Consider the following 16,629-nt stretch of genomic DNA (forward strand, 5'->3'; position numbering starts at 1 on the left):
GAAAGCCACCCAGTGGAAGAATGATCACATTTTAGATGCAGGCATTGAAAACCACACTCGCTGCTCTACACCACTGATGCACATTCCAGTCCCCTTTCAACACCCCCGCCATGAGCTCTAGCATGCAGGGCTGCACTGGGGTTTCTCATCAGGAGAATGCAGTGTGAAAAGAAAACTCAGGAACCGACAGCACACTGAGCCCGGATCGACGTGATGAAGCTAGAAAAACCCTGTACATCGTGCCCAAAAAAGCATACCTATGAATACGTCGGGATTGATTCAAAAATACTGATTCGACTTTCAGCAAACAAGTGAAAAATTGACCTGCGGTTTCATGAGTAGCACTTGCTCTATGTCGAATTAATATTTCTCTTATTTACCGCAAAGCCCCCATGCCCCAAAGGAATGTGAGGCTGAAGGTTACGCTCGCCAACTTCAAGCCACGAAGGTGGTCGTAGTTTTTCACCACAGAGACGTTGAGAAAGCGATCATCCCCTAAGGATCTTTACAGCGCACCGCGTGCGACTGTGATCACGTGAGAAGATCGTGGTTGAAACGTAAGGGTTACCCGGTGTGGCTGAAAGCTCAAGCACACACGTGTTGAAGTTCAGCGTGATTTTGATGATCCCAAACCACTCTGAATACACCCCCTCACTCCCGCGTGCTTAAGCCCCAACGTTCCACCCACCAAGCCCTCATAACCCAAGGTTGGGGTTTCACAATCAGTTTTCTAGTGGCAAATCTCATTGACACTATGCCTGTGTCTGCGAGTATCGCATTTTTCTTCCTTCAGCCGACCTTGGCCAAATTTTTGTGATAAACATTTTCATATGATCCTTTGCGCATAAGCACTTAAGCCTTTGGCAGGCTCCCCCTACCATTCACTTAGCATTTCGGGGTTGTCCTGCGCTTTTGAAGATGCCAACCACGGTTTGCTGCACATTTTTGTGTGGTGCGATGCAATAAAGCCGTACACAGATAGGATCCCCACCGATGTCTGCTTTTCCACCGACATTTCCTCCCCCACGTTTTCTTTCGAGTGTTGTGCTGCGTTGGGTCTGGCAGCACTGTAGGTTCTGGATTGTTCTTGAGTGGGCAATTCGCGCGCTTTTGAGCGTGTATCCTGCGCTTACAGTCCTTGGAATTCGCGCACTTGGTTCTACCCCATCCACAGGTGCCAGTCTTGTTGTAGGTGTGAGCATCATTTTTGGCTGCGCTGGTGCGCTACAACAAATCAGTTATTCTCTCAGCCGGCGGGTGGCGGTAAGCATTGAGGCTTCAGTGGCACAGGCTATAAGCTTCAGGTTGGCTACCGCTTCTCCCTTCTGGCTGCGTGATCCCACTAACGCACAGGTAATACGGGCGGTGCGCCAAGCCAGCGTGGAATCGCAAACTTCCTCTCTGTATCAAGCTGTATGCAATTGCGTGGCCGCGTGTATCGTTGCTTTTTCTTTATCTTTAGCGCTGTGGCCTTTAAGCCCAGCAGCAGCACTCTGTAGTGTGTTCGCTGCATTGCCCACGATTATTAGCTATATGTGGGTGGGGCGAAAAGAAGCGCAGGTGTGGCCGCGTGCAACTGACCATCAGCGTCGTGCTTTCTACTTTGAAGATCAGTTGAGTTTTCCTGCGTCTTCCTTAGAGCTGGCATTGCTTAAAGCTGGATCACTTTTTGCCATGCACGCGTCCACGGAACGCGGTTCATGGAAGGCACTGAAAGTGTCTATGGAATCATGGGCTATTCGCATCTACATCATCAGCGGTTTTCTCACCTCGGGGATCATCGGGGCTACTTTGTTGCTCGTAGCAGCACCAGGTAGTTCTTTTGATATTACTGCGGGAATTGTGGGGTTGTTGGCTAGTATTTCTGCATTAAGTGGAGTGGGATACCAAATTGGCGAGTTAGCAACCACACGGCCTGCCGTAAGCCGCCTGATGTCTTTTCTCTCCTACCCACGTGAAACGATGCCTACAGTTGTGCCACGGTTGTGGAATTCCCTGAAAATCACTGACCTGTCTGTGCGCTATCCTGACCAAGAAAACCTTGCGGTGCAGCACGTTTCCTTTAGCGCTGATCGGGGCCAGATCACAGCGATTGTGGGAGCAAATGGTTCAGGGAAAAGCACAATAATCAACGCAATCGTGGGTGCGCTGGATTATGACGGGGAAATTCTGCTTGATTCTGATCCCGTTGAATACTTTTTTCCGCTAGGTATTCAAACACAGAACTTTGGCATGTATGAGATTAGTGTCCGTGATTTCTTATGCCTTGGTTCTTGCTTCACCGATGCTGAAATTTTCGAGGCATTAAAGAAGGCGCAGGCATCGGGGTTCGTTGATGCTTTACCCCATGGCCTTGCCACCCAATTAGGCGAGCAATGGGGTGGGGTGGGGCTTTCCGGCGGGCAGTGGCAGCGGTTATCACTAGCTCGGCTTTTCTTGCACGATCACCCGGTGTGGATTCTGGACGAGCCTACGTCTGCAGTTGATGCCTTGACCGAAGAACAACTCTTTTGTGCCCTAAGGGTTGCCAAACCTAATAAAATAATTATTGTGATTACGCACCGCGCTTCCGTGCTTTCGATGGTGGACAAAATTGTTGTCCTTGAAAGTGGGAAAGTGGCGGAGCAGGGTTCTTTTGAGCACTTGCGCAGTCCCGGAACGTGTTTTTCAACCTTGTTTCGCAGCCAGATCACAGAAATATAATTCTTGTCCTTTGTGCGTATATTTTGAGGAGTTTCACATGGATACCGTCTCCCACACCCTATTCTTCCCACTCCTTGGCCGCGCCCGCGCTTCCCGCAAGTGGCCAGAGCTCTTCCCCGATCCGCAGGCAGCGCAGGCTGAAGAGATTGCGGCACAAGAAAAAACGCCCGCTCAAGCCCTCGATGATTTTTCCACCGTGATCTACGGTTTGCGCCACCGCAACAGCGTGCTCGAAGCCCAGCGCTTCCTCGCCGATCACCCCGGCGCGTCGGTGGTCAATATCGGCTGTGGTCTAGATCAGCTGGCGCTTGAGCTGGACACCACGGTGTATAACTTGGATTTTCCCGAGGTGCTCAAGATGCGCTCGCGCTGGATTCCGAAGTTGGATAATGAGGTTGATCTGCCCTTTGATGTTACTGACCCAGCGTGGCTAGAGAAGGTGGATTCCTCCCGTGGGGTGTTTTTGGTCGCGCCGGGTGTGTTTTATTATCTGCAGCCTGACGACGTCCGCACCTTGTTGCATCGTATCGGCGAGGCTTTCCCGGTGGCGCGGTTGAGTTTCGATAGTGAGTCGCCTTTTGTCACTCGTATGAGTGAGAAGATGATTGCGAAGAAGGGTACTCCGTGTGAGATGCCGTTTAAGGTGAAAGATCCACGGTCGTTGAAATCGGCAAGCAGCAAGATTTCGTCGGTGGATGTGGAGTGTGATTTGTGGAAGTATTTCCCCGCTGGTCTGTATGAAACTCTGCCGTGGGGTATTCGTGCGAGGTTCGCAGTGCTTCGGTGGATGAAGGGGATTTATCAGGTGACTATTGATTTCGGCGGGAAATAAGTTAGCTGCTGGCCTGATTGTGCACCAGAGTAAAAAACCACCCTCCCCCGTCGCACTCCGGTGAGTGTTGGGGAAGGGTGGCTGTGGGCGTCGATACGCTAAAGGATCTCGCCTGGGGTGTAGGTCGCAGCTTCAGGGAAACGGGAAGCCCACTGATGAACGCGCGCCAGCACGCGCTGGGTTTGGGACTTCGCCGAACCGATGAAAGCATCGCGCTCAGCAAGTGCCTCAGCCAGCTGCTCAGCGGTCATCGGCAGGCGCTCATCGTGAGCAAGGCGCTCGATCAGATCCTGCTCACCGCCATTTTCGCGCATGTTCAGCGCAACTGCCACAGCATTTTCCTTGATCACCTCGTGTGCGGTTTCACGACCAACCCCGGCGCGCACAGCGGCCATGAGGATGCGGGTGGTTGCCAGGAAAGGCAGGTAACGCTCAAGCTCACGCTCAATCATTGCGGGGAAAGCACCGAACTCTTCGAGCACGGTGAGGAAAGTTTCAAACATGCCGTCAAGGGCGAAGAATGCGTCCGGCAGCGCCACGCGGCGGATCACGGAGCAGAACACGTCGCCTTCGTTCCACTGCTGACCAGACAAGTCGGCGACCATGGTGAGGTAGCCGCGCAAAATCACCTGCATGCCGCCCACGCGCTCACAGGAGCGAGCATTCATCTTGTGCGGCATGGCAGACGAACCCACCTGACCTTCCTTGAAGCCTTCGGTAACGATTTCGTTGCCTGCCATCAGACGGATGGTGTGCGCAAGCGAGGAGGGGCCGGCGCCGAGCTGCACGAGTGCAGAAACAGCGTCGAAGTCGAGGGAACGTGGGTACACCTGACCCACGGAATCGAAGACGCGGCTAAAGCCGAGGTGGTCAGCGATCAGGGTTTCCAGGGAGGCAAGTTTTGCTTCATCCCCACCCATCAGATCTAGCATGTCCTGGGCGGTACCCATGGGGCCTTTAATACCGCGCAGCGGGTAGCGTGCTAGTAGTTGCTCAGTGCGCTCGATGGCGATGAGCATTTCCTCAGCGGCGGAGGCGAAACGCTTACCCAAGGTGGTCGCCTGGGCGGCGACGTTGTGGGAACGACCGGCCATCACAAGGTCTTTGTACATATCCGCGCGATCCGCAATGCGGGCAACCACAGCAATAGCCTTGCCCATCACCAGTTCGAGGGAGCGGTAGATTTGCAGCTGCTCCACATTTTCGGTGAGGTCGCGGGAGGTCATTCCCTTATGGATGTGTTCGAAGCCTGCGAGATCATTGAATTCTTCAATGCGGGCCTTCACATCGTGGCGGGTGATTTTTTCCCGCTGCGCGATGGACTCGAGGTTGACTTGGTCGATGACGTTTTCGTAGGCGGCGATCGCCTCAGCGGGAATGTCCACCCCCAGATCTTTCTGGGCTTTCATCACGGCGATCCACAGCTGGCGCTCCATGATGATTTTGGATTCCGGGCTCCACAGGTTAGACAACTCAGCGGAAGCGTAACGGTTGGACAAAACGTTTGCAATCTTCTTCTTTTCAGCCACGAATAGTCATTATTCCACAGGCTATAGCCCTACTCCCAGTGTTTGCGATGGGCGTGGAGTATTCTGTGGCAATCCCTGCGCTGCCGCGGGTGAAAATCACAGGTATAATCGAGCTCCCGCGACAAGTTTTCGGTCACACCCAGTGCGGCTGACGCAATGGATTCGGCTGTGGGGCGATCTACACCGATCTCAGCGCAGAAAGCCAGAAACCGTTTCCGGCTCAACCCATCGTTTTTCCCGCCAACTGTCAAGGCTAGTGTGGAATCACCGTAGGGGGCGGTGGAAGGCACATCATACAGTGGTGCTGGTTCGAATCCTACGCCGCGATCAATCACCGAGAAATTCTTCGCGTGCAAATCCCCGTTTCCACTCAACCAGGCTACCGCCACCTGATAAGCCACAGATCTTAATGCCTGCACGGGGTCCGAGCACACTTTCGCGAAGGCGAACGCAATGTCTTCGTAACTCACCGAATACTTTGCTTCAGGGTATATCCCCAAGACTTGCGTAGCGTCTTCTACTCGAAAGCGACGATCCCCTACCCTATCGAAGCGGGAAACAACCAGGGCTTGCACGCCTTCACTGTCTTTGGTGACACTGCTCTTTGCTACCGGATGCCTCCAACTACTGGTGCGCAACCGATGAAGGCATACTTGTTCGTTACTCACCAGCCCTGAGAATCCTTTTCCCGCCACCTTGACCACTGCGGGGCCTTCCACATCAACTGCTTCTTTCGGCTGCACCCCAGGTATAGCCCAGCTAAGCCCAACCACCGAATAATTGGCGTAGGCTGCTAAATCCAACTGCTCCATCGTTGGTAACTTGATGGGGTGCGGAAAACCACCAGCAGGGAAAATTCGCACATTCCCTACTGTCTCTGCACCTAAGTGCACCATGAGGGTCAATTCATCCTCAGGAGCTGACTTTATTTGTCGCTGGACTTGGTCACGCCTGTGTCCTTCCGGCAACAAAGCACTAAAAAACGCAGGCATTCTTCTACTGCCAGTATCAATTCGGCCGCAGTCGCGGGGCAGCGTGGTGGCGATCTCTGGCCCCTGATACTGAGGTAGGTAGTCGAAGGAAATGGTGTGTTGGTGGCGACTAAGCAGGGCGGCTGGCTGCTCGTCAACATAGACAACCGCCTGATTAATCTCTGTGTGCGCAACCATGCACGCTCCTTCCTTTATGTGGTGGTGTCCACCATAACTTTTTTCAGTCGTCGCACTGCCTCGCTTACTTGTTCGGGCTCGACGCAGAAACTAATGCGCACAAATTTCTTCCCATCGACGGGGTCGAAGTCGGTGCCGGGGGCAAGGGCAACGCCGGTGGTGTCGAGAATGTGCTGGCACCACAGTTCGGAGTTTTCAGTCAGATGGGAAACATCAACCCACAGGTAGAAGCCACCATCCGGTGGGGCGAAACGTCCCAACCCTAGGCTGGGGAGTTCACGGAGCAACACGTCACGAGCAGCAGCATATTTTGCCACATGCCCTTCCAGTTCAGCGCGTGCGTCCTGGCCGAATGCGTGCAGCGCCGCATACTGGCTGATTGCAGGTGGGCAGAGCGCGAGGTTCGCTTCCAGGTTTTCTAAGGGTTCGACAAGGTGGTCGGGGACGATGAGCCAGCCAAGGCGCCACCCTGTCATGGAGAAGTACTTGCTTAAGCTGCCCACAACCGCGGCGTTGGGTGAGAATTGGTGTGCTGTTACGCACTGCCGACCGTAGGTGATGCCGTGATAAATCTCATCGGAGATTAGCAGGCATTCGTTTTCCTCACACCATTTGGCAATCCGCGCCAGCTCTTCGGGGTCGATGATGGTGCCAGTCGGGTTGTCGGGGCTGGTCACGATCACAGCACGTGGGGTGGGGTTGAGCTTTTCTAGCTTGTCGACGGTCGGCTGAAACCGCGTATCCGCACCACAAACCACATCCACAACGTTCGCCCCCAAGGCTTTCAGGGCGTTGCGGTAAGCGGGGTAGCCCGGCCGGGTCATGGCGATTGAATCCCCGTGCTCTAGTGCGGCAAGAAACAGTGCAACGAAACCACCAGACGATCCCGTGGTCACCACCACATTTTTCGCCTCGGTGCGCACATTATAGGTGCGCGAATGCCAGTCGGCGATCGCTTCGCGCAACTCGGGGATTCCTAGAGTGGCGGTGTAGCCAAGGGTGTGGGTGTCAAGGTAGGTGTGGGCACCTGTAATCACAGGTGCGGGAGCAGGTGACGCGGGCTGTCCGACGCACAGTAAGATGGCGTCGTCACGTGCAAGGGCGCGGCCTAAAATTTGCATCACTCGAAACGGCTCAACCTGGGCGCGGGAACTGACAAAGCTCATAGCACCTACAATAGACACAGAGCATTTCCCCCACCCCCACATGAGAAGGAGCACCCGCACATGGGCATTTCATTTCGCCGCAGGAAAAAGATTGGCAAAAACACCCACCTCAACATGTCAAAGTCCGGCGCATCCATCACCCACAAAATCGGCCCACTGACCATCAACTCCCGCGGCCGAGTCACCCTGCGCCTAGGCAAAGGACTCACCTGGCGCATCAAGTAAGCTGTCGCCTCTCAGCGAGCATCGCCACAATCACCTCAATCACAGCAGGACCCACATCCTGATGCGTGCACCGCACAATCCGAAACCCCTGCTTAAGTAGAAGAAGCTGGCGATGCTCTTCTTTCCTTTTAGCGCGCCTAAAATCCGCAACCGTTTCCCCATATTTACTCACCCCATCAAACTCCACTATTAACCACCCATTAATGAGCAAATCAGGAAAACGATCCCCCTCCGGAGTTGCAATACGTGCCTGAACCTCAATAGTTTTAATCAATCCGCGATACTTGCGACACGCCTGATAAATAAGGTAGCGGAGATACGTTTCCATAACGCTACCTACACCGCAATAGGCGAGACTCAGCGTTTTTTGGGCACCTACCACTCCTCGAATCCCACCCAAGGATCGCAACTGCGCTTCCACCCACTCTTTTGTCAGCCCATTAACGACAGTCAGTGCGCTTTCTATAAAACAAAGCGCCTCAAGTTCGCCATAATAGTATTGAATGTCAACGAAAGTTCGCACCAGTGATGTACAGCGAACACCACGTATTTCCACTATTTGTTCCGGCGGAAGAATTCTACTACTAAACCGTATCCCCGGCCCCAGACTTTTTGTGCTTCGAGAACGCAACTGCGAAGAATACGTCAGGCACACTTCCCCCAAGTCATCATGACGCGCAAGCACACCTATCCCCAAAACATCAGCAGCAGACCACCCACTGAGCACTGCCTTCGGATAGGACAACGAGCATGCGCGTGCTCGTAGCCACCGCTTTTGCCACGATGCAAGCTGATCAAACATCAGCCATGGGGTCGCCACAGTAGAAGTGAGAAACTCAAGTGGCCCGTGCTCGAGTAGGAGGTTTTCGTGAATCACGTGCCGCATTTTCCCGTGTCGTGGAAGCACAAAGAGGTGTTCTGATGGCGTGGTCATAGTCTCGGATCTTGGCACAGCATCATGAAACCAACTAGCCCGGATTTTTCATGGGTGTGGGGTGAAAAGGTGAGCAAAAAGTAAAGAAAGTGCTTCTTGACCTGCTAGAATAGAGATGTTTTGAAGTCAATAATCTAGGCAGAAAGAAACACTTTCAAGGTGAAGACTACCACATACATTCCACGGGTTGCTAGCTGTTCTCATCTTGTATCCGGTGCGGGGGTGTTACCGTTTGCTCACGTAGCCGAATTGGTGGGAATAAGTGACTGCCTTGATTCCGCTTTGCCGCGTTCTGGGCTCACGCACACGTTAGGGGATGTGTGGGTGAATCTGGCTTTATCGTTGATTGCTGGTGGGGATGATGTCCACGACATCACCTTGCTTTCTTCTGTTTCAACCGCGTTAGCATCAAAATCGTTACCGTCAGTGACAACCGCATGGCGGCGGATCACAGAATATGCAGATACCAGCGAGCATGTGCGAGAAGGGTTTATCCACGCAGCGAAACAAGCTCGCACTAGGGTGTGGGATTTGTTAGGTGATCACGCTCCGCATCGGGTGGCAACAGTTGAACAACCACTGGTTATCGATATTGATGCCACGTTGATTACCGCACATTCCGATAAGGAAAACGCGACGCCTACCTATAAGAAAGGCTTTGGTTTCCACCCGTTATGTGCCTTTATTGATTACACCAGCATCGGTCTGCCTGGTGGGGAGTTTCTTAACTGCCTGCTTCGACCAGGAAATGCCGGGGCAAACACAATTCGTGATCACTGCCAGCTTGTTGACGAGATTCTTGCCACCCTGCCTGATCACAGTGATGGTCAACCCTGGGGCAAACGATTAGTCATCCGTGCTGACAGTGCTGGTGGGACAAAGAAATTCATCAGTTTCCTCAACGATCACAACCTTGGGTATGTTCTGGGTTATTCCGCCCCGCCGACAGCGCGCATCACCCTTGACCATCACCTTCAATCCCAACAAACAACCAACGCTGATACACAACACTTGGGAACCAGTGCTCACACAGGCAAAGACTGTGATCGGTGGGATACTCGGGTGCCGATTGTGCGTGCTTCAGGGGATCTGGTTTGTGATGAGAACCATTTCCTTGAAGACATCACCGGACTACTGCGCACCGCAAATATAGATGAGCACCAACCTTTGGTGAATCTTCTAGCTGACTACCCCGAGGATATGCGTGTTATCGCACGAATCGAACCACCCCACCCAGGGTGCCAACACAGTCTTTTCAACCAACATGGTGTTCGCGCCCAACTGTGCGTAACGAACCTTATTGGGAATATTCAACACATTGACTACTGCTACCGTAATCGGTCTTTATGTGAACAACACATCAAAGACACCAAAGACCAAGGCCTTAGTAAACTGCCGTTTAAACAATTCGGGGCGAACCAAATCTGGTGTTTGATCGTTGCACTATCCCACCAACTTCTTACCTGGACGAAACTCATCGACGCCTGCCACCACAAGGATCATTCACACCAAGAAACAAGCAAGCCTTGGTGGACATGGGTGCCGAAGACTATCCGTGTAAGGTTTGTTGCGGTTGCATCAAAAATCACCACAAGCAGCAGACGCATCATCCTCCAGCTTGACCAGCACAACCCCCACACCCACACACTGGTCACGCTTATTGGCTACACCCAGAGCCTTCTACAGCCACGCTGGAAGAAACGAAAACCCTAACACCCCTAGGCCCACACACGCGATCTGGCAGCCACACTGCAGGCACACCCCAACCCCCAAACCCCACACAACTTTATGGACGCACACCTTGCCCTAAAAACCACGAATCAAAGGGCGAAGGTGAACCAACCAACCCCACAAACACACCACCCCAACCCACCACCACCAAACCCACCCCATGAAAAATCTGGGCTAGAGAATATTGCTATTAATTTCCTGATTTTTATCCAAAAATACTGATTCGACTTTCAGCACACCAGACAAAAAACGACCTGCACATTTACAGGTAGCACTTGCTCTATGTCGAATCAATATTTCACGCATATGTTGACAAATCCACACAAGCACCCACACCCGCGCCACCCCCGACGTCGTCACGCCCCGACACAGCACAGAGCTTCAACAAGGGCACACACATCCCCGTTTTAAAAACTGATTCGACTTTCAGCACACCAGACAAAAAACGACCTGCACTTTTGCAGGTAGTACTCGCTCTATGTCGAATCAATATTTCACGCATATGTTGACAAATCCACACAAGCACCCACACCCGCGCCACCCCCGACGTCGTCACGCCCCGACACAGCACAGAGCTTCAACAAGGGCACACACATCCCCGTTTTAAAAACTGATTCGACTTTCAGCACACCAGACAAAAAACGACCTGCACTTTTGCAGGTAGCACTTGCTCTATGTCGAATCAATATTTCACGCATATGTTGACAAATCCACACAAGCACCCACACCCGCGCCACCCACAACACAAAAACACCCCCACCTAGCACGTGGCTTGAGTGAGGGTGCGTCTCGTGTTTTAGATACTGATTCGACCTTCCACAGCAGGAAGGGCAATATCGCTGCGGTAGTGGCCGCCATCCAGACTAATAGTCTCAAGCACGGCATACGCCTGCTCACGCGCCTGCGCCAGCGTCGCACCCACACCCACCACATTCAACACACGGCCGCCTGCCGACACCAGCTCACCTGCGTCATTGCGGGCAGTACCTGCGTGACGGACAGCCTCGTGCTCAGCCCCAGTAATCACATCCCCGGCGCGTGGGGTATCAGGGTAATTATGGGCGGCCAGTACCACGGTCAAAGCGTAGCCTTCTTCCCACTCCAGCGCAGGCTGATCGGCCAAAGTGCCGGTTGCGACCGCGTTGAGCAGGGTGGCCAGTGGGGTTTTCAGCAGTGCGAGCACAGCCTGGGTTTCAGGGTCCCCGAAACGGCAGTTGAACTCGACCACAGCAGGGCCTTGCTCACCCCACGCCAAACCGGCATACAGCAGCCCGGAGTAGGAGCAGCCGCGGGCAACCATTTCCTTGGCCACGGGCACGCATACTTCATCGACGATGCGCTGCACACCATTCTCGGGCAGCCACGGCAGTGGGCAGTACGCGCCCATGCCACCGGTGTTGGGGCCCTCATCATTATCGCGCACGCGCTTGTGGTCTTGCGCAGGCAGAAGTGGGATCACGGTTTCGCCGTCGACAAGGCAAAACAGGGAAACTTCCGGCCCATCGAGGAAGGATTCCAGCAACACGGGGTTGCCGGCAGCCAGAACCGCGTCCACATGTGCGCGGGCTACAGTACGATCAGGGCTGACTACCACACCTTTGCCTGCGGCGAGCCCGTCATCTTTGACAACGAAGGTGGGGCCGAAATTGTCGAGTGCCGCTTCGATCTCGTCATCGGTCGCGCCGGGGATAATTTGCTGCGCGCGGGCGGTGTTCACGCCTGCTGCGGCCATGATGTCTTTCGCGAAAGCTTTGGAGCCTTCGATGCGGGCGGCATCCTTGTTTGGGCCGAAAACGGCGAAACCCTCGGCGCGGAGTGCATCGGCGACTCCAGCAACGAGGGGGATTTCAGGTCCGATCACAACAAGGTCAGCGTTGATGTTTTTCGCAAGTGCGACCATGGTGTCGGGGCAGTCTACTTTTTTCGCATCAGGGTGGCAGGTGGCGATTTGCTCCATGCCGACGTTGCCTGGTGCTACGTGCAGTTCGGTTACTGCTGGGTCTTTGGCGATGCCGAGGGCGAGGGCGTGCTCACGGGCGCCCGATCCGATAACAAGAATGCGCATGGTCTAAAGATTTTAGCTGATATTTCACGCCTGTTTTCTGCTGTCGCCAACCCACCTGCACTATTTGCAGCATCGACTAACATTTGCCCTGCATAGAGCCTATTTTTAGTTGCCTGCGCGTGCGCGGGTGTTGGCGCGGGTCAGAGGGCGGGTTGCTAGGTGCTGAGCAGCTGCTTGGCGGGTGTGTGGCGGGTGTGTGGCGGGTGTGTGAGGGATGGGGGTGGGTGTGTGGGGCAGGATCTCACGGTGGTGGGCTAGGGTGGTGAGGCATGAGTAGTGTTTTCACCAAGATTATTAACGGCGAGTTGCCGGGTCGCTTCGTCTACCGCGATGAAGATGTGGTTGCGTTTTTAACTATCGAACCGCTTGCTTATGGTCATACGTTGGTTGTTCCGGTGCAGGAAGTGGATCGGTGGACTGATCTAGATCCTGCTGTGTGGGCAAAGGTGTGTGCTGTGTCGCAGCGGGTGGGTCAGGCTATTGTGTCTGCTTTCGACTCCCCGCGGGCGGGCATGATTATTGCTGGTTTTGATGTGCCGCATACGCATATCCATGTGTTCCCTGCTGCGAAGATGAGTGACTACGATTTCTCCCGCGCACTGGGGATGAATGAGACTGATCCTGCGAAGATGGATGAGGCTGCTGAGAAAATCATCGCTGCCCTCGCCAACACTTAAGCGTATCGACGCCCCCACCTACGCCCTGATACCCTACGGCGTTGGGTGGGTGGCTGGCGCTTTAAGTGCCAACAGGCAGCAATTGGCGCTGTTTGACATGTGAGTCTTGGACGTGTTCGACAAGGGCGATCACGTGTTTAAACCATTTGGCGCATGTAACTTTGTCGTTCAGGTCATCTGGCAAGTCTTTAAGTTCCATGCTTTCGATAACGAGCACACCAGGATATTTATTTCCAACCTCAAGGCGAATTGCCAAGATGACGAGTGAGTGCATTCGCATTTTTTCGACGAAGTCGGCGGGAATATTACAATCTTGAATCATGCAATTTTTCCAGTTTTTCGCCGTGCCAGGCACCCGAAATATTGAAAGCCCTTTGTCATAACCGTCGGCGATCACTCCGTAATCACGTGAATATCGCGTTCGTCCAAACTCACGATATCGAGCATGACCCGAAGTTCGAGCAATTGGGATAAAACAGCATCCTGCCGAATCATAACAATACACAGTTAATCGCACATCGTTACGAACTCTTTCTCCGCTCAGATCGACAAGTTCGCACTCTTGAGCCAACTTATCCAAAGCAAAAACGACAACAGCTAGCGTGCTCTTCTGATACCTGTCGATCAGTTTTTTCCACGTTTCTTTTTCAACAGCGTGCTGCTGGATAAACCGCTGAACCTGCTCCTCCGATTCCCGCAGTTTATCCTCGACCTGCTTATAGCTCTTTTTTCTTCTACGGAAACCCAGCCCTGACGCAGCAAGAAAAAGGCCTGTAAAGACTACCAAAACCCCTCTCCACCTACTGTCAATGGTGGAAAAATAAGGGAAAACCGTAAGCGCTATGCTCTCAATAGTGACGAAACCAAAAAGCATCGAGGGCCAATTTTCTTCAAGAAAATCAATACCCTTGTGCACACTTCCCCACCCACGATCGTAATTCTGCATTGTGGCCACAAAACTCTATGCGTAGGTGAGTTGATTGGTCCCTTGAGTCAAGACAAGATCATTGGAATTTTGATATTCGCGAGTAATAGATTCCAAAAATAAATCGGCTTTATTGATAGCCTTCCCAACACTGTCAGCCAAAAACGAGGCGCGAATTTCGATACGCATACTATCGGGAAGAAAGCTAATATTCTTCAAAGAATCTTCCGGTAGGCGGTCAAACACTTCATAGAGCTTTTCAGCAATACGAGAAATTTGGTTGACATCAGTAACCTTCTCAGGATAGATGAACGCACGCAGATCATATTCCTGCATATCTGTCACGCCCCTTCATTCTCGCAGCTCTCGTGATCACAATAATGAATACGACCTAGTATAGCGTTGCCCTCCCACAGTCCTTATGACAATTCTCAAAGATTTCCCTTTTTCGAGTTCATCACCACCTTCGGGAAGCTCACGCGGAAAGTTGTTCCCTCACCGGGGGCGGTTGTCACGGTGATGGTGCCCTTGTGGGACTCCACAATCGACTTCACAATCGCAAGGCCTAGGCCCGATCCACCGGTGGCGCGGGTGCGGGAAGTATCGGCGCGGTAAAAGCGCTCGAAAATATGAGAGGCATCCTCGGCAGTCATACCCACACCGTCATCAATCACATCCACCGTGATCGACTCCGCCGTCGCCCCCACAACGACATCAACTTTCGCCTCATCACCACCATGCTTCAACGCATTCACCACGAGGTTCGTGAGCACTTGTCGCAGGCGGCCGGGATCACCAATAACCACCGGTGGCTCATCCGTTTCCCCTGAAACCGTCATCGAACGATCAGGGAAGGCACCCTGGACTGAGCCCAACACCGACTGGGACAAACTGAGCACATCGACCGGCATTTCCTCGAAACGAGTTTCCTCCGCGCGAGTCAGACTGAGTAAGTCTTCGACCAGCACGCTCATGCGGCCGGCTTCCTCCTCAATCTTATTCAGCACCATCTTCGCATCGTCAGTCGCCCCACACCGATACAGCTCCGCATAGCCTTTCACACTGGTTAACGGTGTGCGCAACTCATGCGAGGCATCGCCAACGAAACGACGCATCTGTGCTTCCTTGGCCTGCAGTTCAATGATCACCGACTGCAGCTGCTCCATCATCACATTCATCGAACGGCTCATTGCCCCCACCTCAGTATTCTCAGGAAGTACAGGGGCGCGGCGATCCAAATCCCCACCGGCAATTGCCTTCGCCGTCTCCTCCACCTTGCGCAATGGCTGCAGTGTTTTCTGAATAATCACATGGCCAAACAACCCCACCATCACCAACACGATGATGCCAATCGAAATCTGGCCCGCAGCCAACCGGTTCAAAAACTCCCGGTCCTCATCAATCTGCTTGGCCACCACCACAATAAAATCGCGGTGCGTCGAGGCAATGACCCGCCACTCCGTGCTGTCGTCACGCTGCCACGAACGCACCGTATGGGGTTGACCATCAACATTGACATTTCGCGTATCCGGAATCTCCTCCGGCTCATGGCTGACATACACCAACTTGCCATCATGGTAATAGCGGCCCACAAAGAAATCCGAAGGCAAACTAAAAAAACCAGAATTCGCCTGCGCATACAAACTATCCTGCTTCGCCCACGTATTTAAGCCCTGCTTGAGCTCCTCATCCACACGCGACAATGCCTCAGCCTCCATCGACTGTTGAATCGCCACACCCGAGGCCAACAAACCAAAAGAGGTAATCAAAATGGTGACAAAAACCAAACCAAAACGCAGCGGAACACCCCGGCGCGTATCCCGTCCAGCCCTAGTCACCCGCTTCTTGCCGGACTGGGCAGGCGAGTCGGTGGAGGCGTCGGCAAACGAACTGCCGGAAAACGGATTCAGCACAATACCAAACCCCAACTACCCGCGTGGGCGGCGCAGCACATAACCCACACCACGAACAGTGTGAATCAACGGCACATCCGTGGTGTCAATCTTGCGGCGCAAATACGAAATATAGGATTCCACCACATTTCCATCCCCGCCAAAATCGTAATGCCACACATTATCCAAAATCTTCGCCTTCGACAGCACCACCTCAGCGTTGAGCAGCAAATAGCGCAGCAGATTAAATTCCGTCGGCGACAGATCAATCACCACACCACCCCGCGTCACTTCGTGGGTATCGTCATTGAGCTCCAGATCGTGATAGCTCAGCACCGCCGGATTGTCCTCCGGCTGCTCCACCTTCGCGCCCCTGCGCAAAATCACCCGTAGTCGCGTAATCACCTCTTCCAAGCTAAAAGGCTTGGTCACATAATCATCAGCGCCAATGGTCAAGCCGTGGATCCGATGCTCCACCGCATCCTTGGCTGTCAAAAACAGGACAGGCCCCTCAAAGCCCTCCTGACGTAGCTTCGGCAAAAGCTCGAAACCATCCATGCCTGGCATCATCACATCCAAAATGAAGGCATCGGGTTCAAACTCACGCGCTACTTCCAGCGCCTGCATCCCCGAATGTGCCGTGGCTACCTCGAAGCCTTGAAAACGCAAGCTTACGCTGAGTAGCTCCACGATATTGGGCTCATCATCAACAACGAGGACTTTGGTGTTTTTTTCGCTCATTCTTCTATTGTTCCTTAAAACTGCGCAGTTTTTCGAAGCC

General features: G+C 53.3%; 14 protein-coding genes. 5 read left to right on the forward strand and 9 right to left on the reverse strand.

Translation table 11 applies throughout. The features are described from left to right. Positions 1–1,194: 1,194 nt before the first annotated feature. A complete protein-coding gene (locus CFELI_RS11080) occupies positions 1,195–2,703 on the forward strand; it encodes an ATP-binding cassette domain-containing protein (RefSeq protein ID WP_290259021.1) in 1,509 nt (502 codons plus the stop codon). 37 nt (positions 2,704–2,740) lie between these two features. Beyond that, on the forward strand, positions 2,741–3,535 hold the full coding sequence (locus CFELI_RS11085) for a class I SAM-dependent methyltransferase (protein WP_277105314.1): 795 nt from the start codon (positions 2,741–2,743) through the stop codon (positions 3,533–3,535). Between the two features lie 98 nt (positions 3,536–3,633). Here CFELI_RS11085 and purB read toward each other — a convergent pair whose 3' ends face one another. Genes purB through CFELI_RS11100 form a run of 3 tightly spaced genes read right to left on the reverse strand, consistent with a single transcriptional unit; the run spans position 3,634 to position 7,399 of the window. Beyond that, positions 3,634–5,064, reverse strand: a complete 1,431-nt coding sequence (gene purB, locus CFELI_RS11090) for an adenylosuccinate lyase (protein ID WP_277105313.1) — start codon at positions 5,062–5,064, stop codon at positions 3,634–3,636. Positions 5,065–5,093: 29 nt separating this feature from the next. Beyond that, entirely contained in the window at positions 5,094–6,233 is a 1,140-nt protein-coding gene (locus CFELI_RS11095; protein ID WP_277105312.1) for a type II toxin-antitoxin system HipA family toxin, read from the reverse strand. 14 nt (positions 6,234–6,247) lie between these two features. After that, entirely contained in the window at positions 6,248–7,399 is a 1,152-nt protein-coding gene (locus tag CFELI_RS11100; RefSeq protein WP_277105344.1) for a pyridoxal phosphate-dependent aminotransferase, read from the reverse strand. A gap of 60 nt (positions 7,400–7,459) precedes the next feature. Here CFELI_RS11100 and CFELI_RS11105 point away from each other — a divergent pair, with 60 nt between their 5' ends. Next, positions 7,460–7,624, forward strand: a complete 165-nt coding sequence (locus CFELI_RS11105; protein ID WP_277105311.1) for a DUF4236 domain-containing protein — start codon at positions 7,460–7,462, stop codon at positions 7,622–7,624. Here CFELI_RS11105 and CFELI_RS11110 read toward each other — a convergent pair. Further along, positions 7,617–7,952 carry a putative endonuclease domain-containing protein gene (locus CFELI_RS11110; RefSeq protein ID WP_277105310.1) on the reverse strand — a complete coding sequence of 112 codons (336 nt, stop codon included), beginning with the start codon at positions 7,950–7,952 and terminating at the stop codon, positions 7,617–7,619. The two genes, CFELI_RS11105 and CFELI_RS11110, sit on opposite strands and share 8 nt — an antisense overlap. A gap of 765 nt (positions 7,953–8,717) precedes the next feature. Between CFELI_RS11110 and CFELI_RS11115 the strand changes: the two genes are divergently transcribed. Next, positions 8,718–10,271, forward strand: a complete 1,554-nt coding sequence (locus CFELI_RS11115) for an IS1380 family transposase (protein ID WP_290258967.1) — start codon at positions 8,718–8,720, stop codon at positions 10,269–10,271. 814 nt (positions 10,272–11,085) lie between these two features. Here the strand turns inward: CFELI_RS11115 and purD are convergent. Beyond that, complete coding sequence (gene purD, locus CFELI_RS11120; protein WP_277104901.1) at positions 11,086–12,354, reverse strand: phosphoribosylamine--glycine ligase; 1,269 nt, start codon at positions 12,352–12,354, stop codon at positions 11,086–11,088. A 269-nt stretch (positions 12,355–12,623) separates the two neighbouring features. Here purD and CFELI_RS11125 point away from each other — a divergent pair, with 269 nt between their 5' ends. Further along, a complete protein-coding gene (locus tag CFELI_RS11125; RefSeq protein ID WP_277104900.1) occupies positions 12,624–13,031 on the forward strand; it encodes an HIT family protein in 408 nt (135 codons plus the stop codon). A 61-nt stretch (positions 13,032–13,092) separates the two neighbouring features. Here the strand turns inward: CFELI_RS11125 and CFELI_RS11130 are convergent, their stop codons facing one another. The 4 genes from CFELI_RS11130 to CFELI_RS11145 form a co-directional block, all read right to left on the reverse strand. Beyond that, a complete protein-coding gene (locus CFELI_RS11130) occupies positions 13,093–13,947 on the reverse strand; it encodes a hypothetical protein (protein WP_290259022.1) in 855 nt (284 codons plus the stop codon). A gap of 45 nt (positions 13,948–13,992) precedes the next feature. Beyond that, positions 13,993–14,301, reverse strand: coding sequence for a hypothetical protein (locus CFELI_RS11135; RefSeq protein ID WP_277104898.1), 309 nt, complete (start codon positions 14,299–14,301; stop codon positions 13,993–13,995). A gap of 86 nt (positions 14,302–14,387) precedes the next feature. Beyond that, positions 14,388–15,869 (reverse strand): sensor histidine kinase, encoded by a 1,482-nt coding sequence (locus tag CFELI_RS11140; protein ID WP_277104897.1) that lies wholly within the window; start codon positions 15,867–15,869, stop codon positions 14,388–14,390. A gap of 15 nt (positions 15,870–15,884) precedes the next feature. After that, a complete protein-coding gene (locus CFELI_RS11145) occupies positions 15,885–16,589 on the reverse strand; it encodes a response regulator transcription factor (RefSeq protein WP_277104896.1) in 705 nt (234 codons plus the stop codon). Positions 16,590–16,629 lie beyond the last annotated feature (40 nt).

The organism is Corynebacterium felinum, assembly GCF_030408755.1.
Classification (GTDB): Bacteria; Actinomycetota; Actinomycetes; order Mycobacteriales; family Mycobacteriaceae; genus Corynebacterium; species Corynebacterium felinum.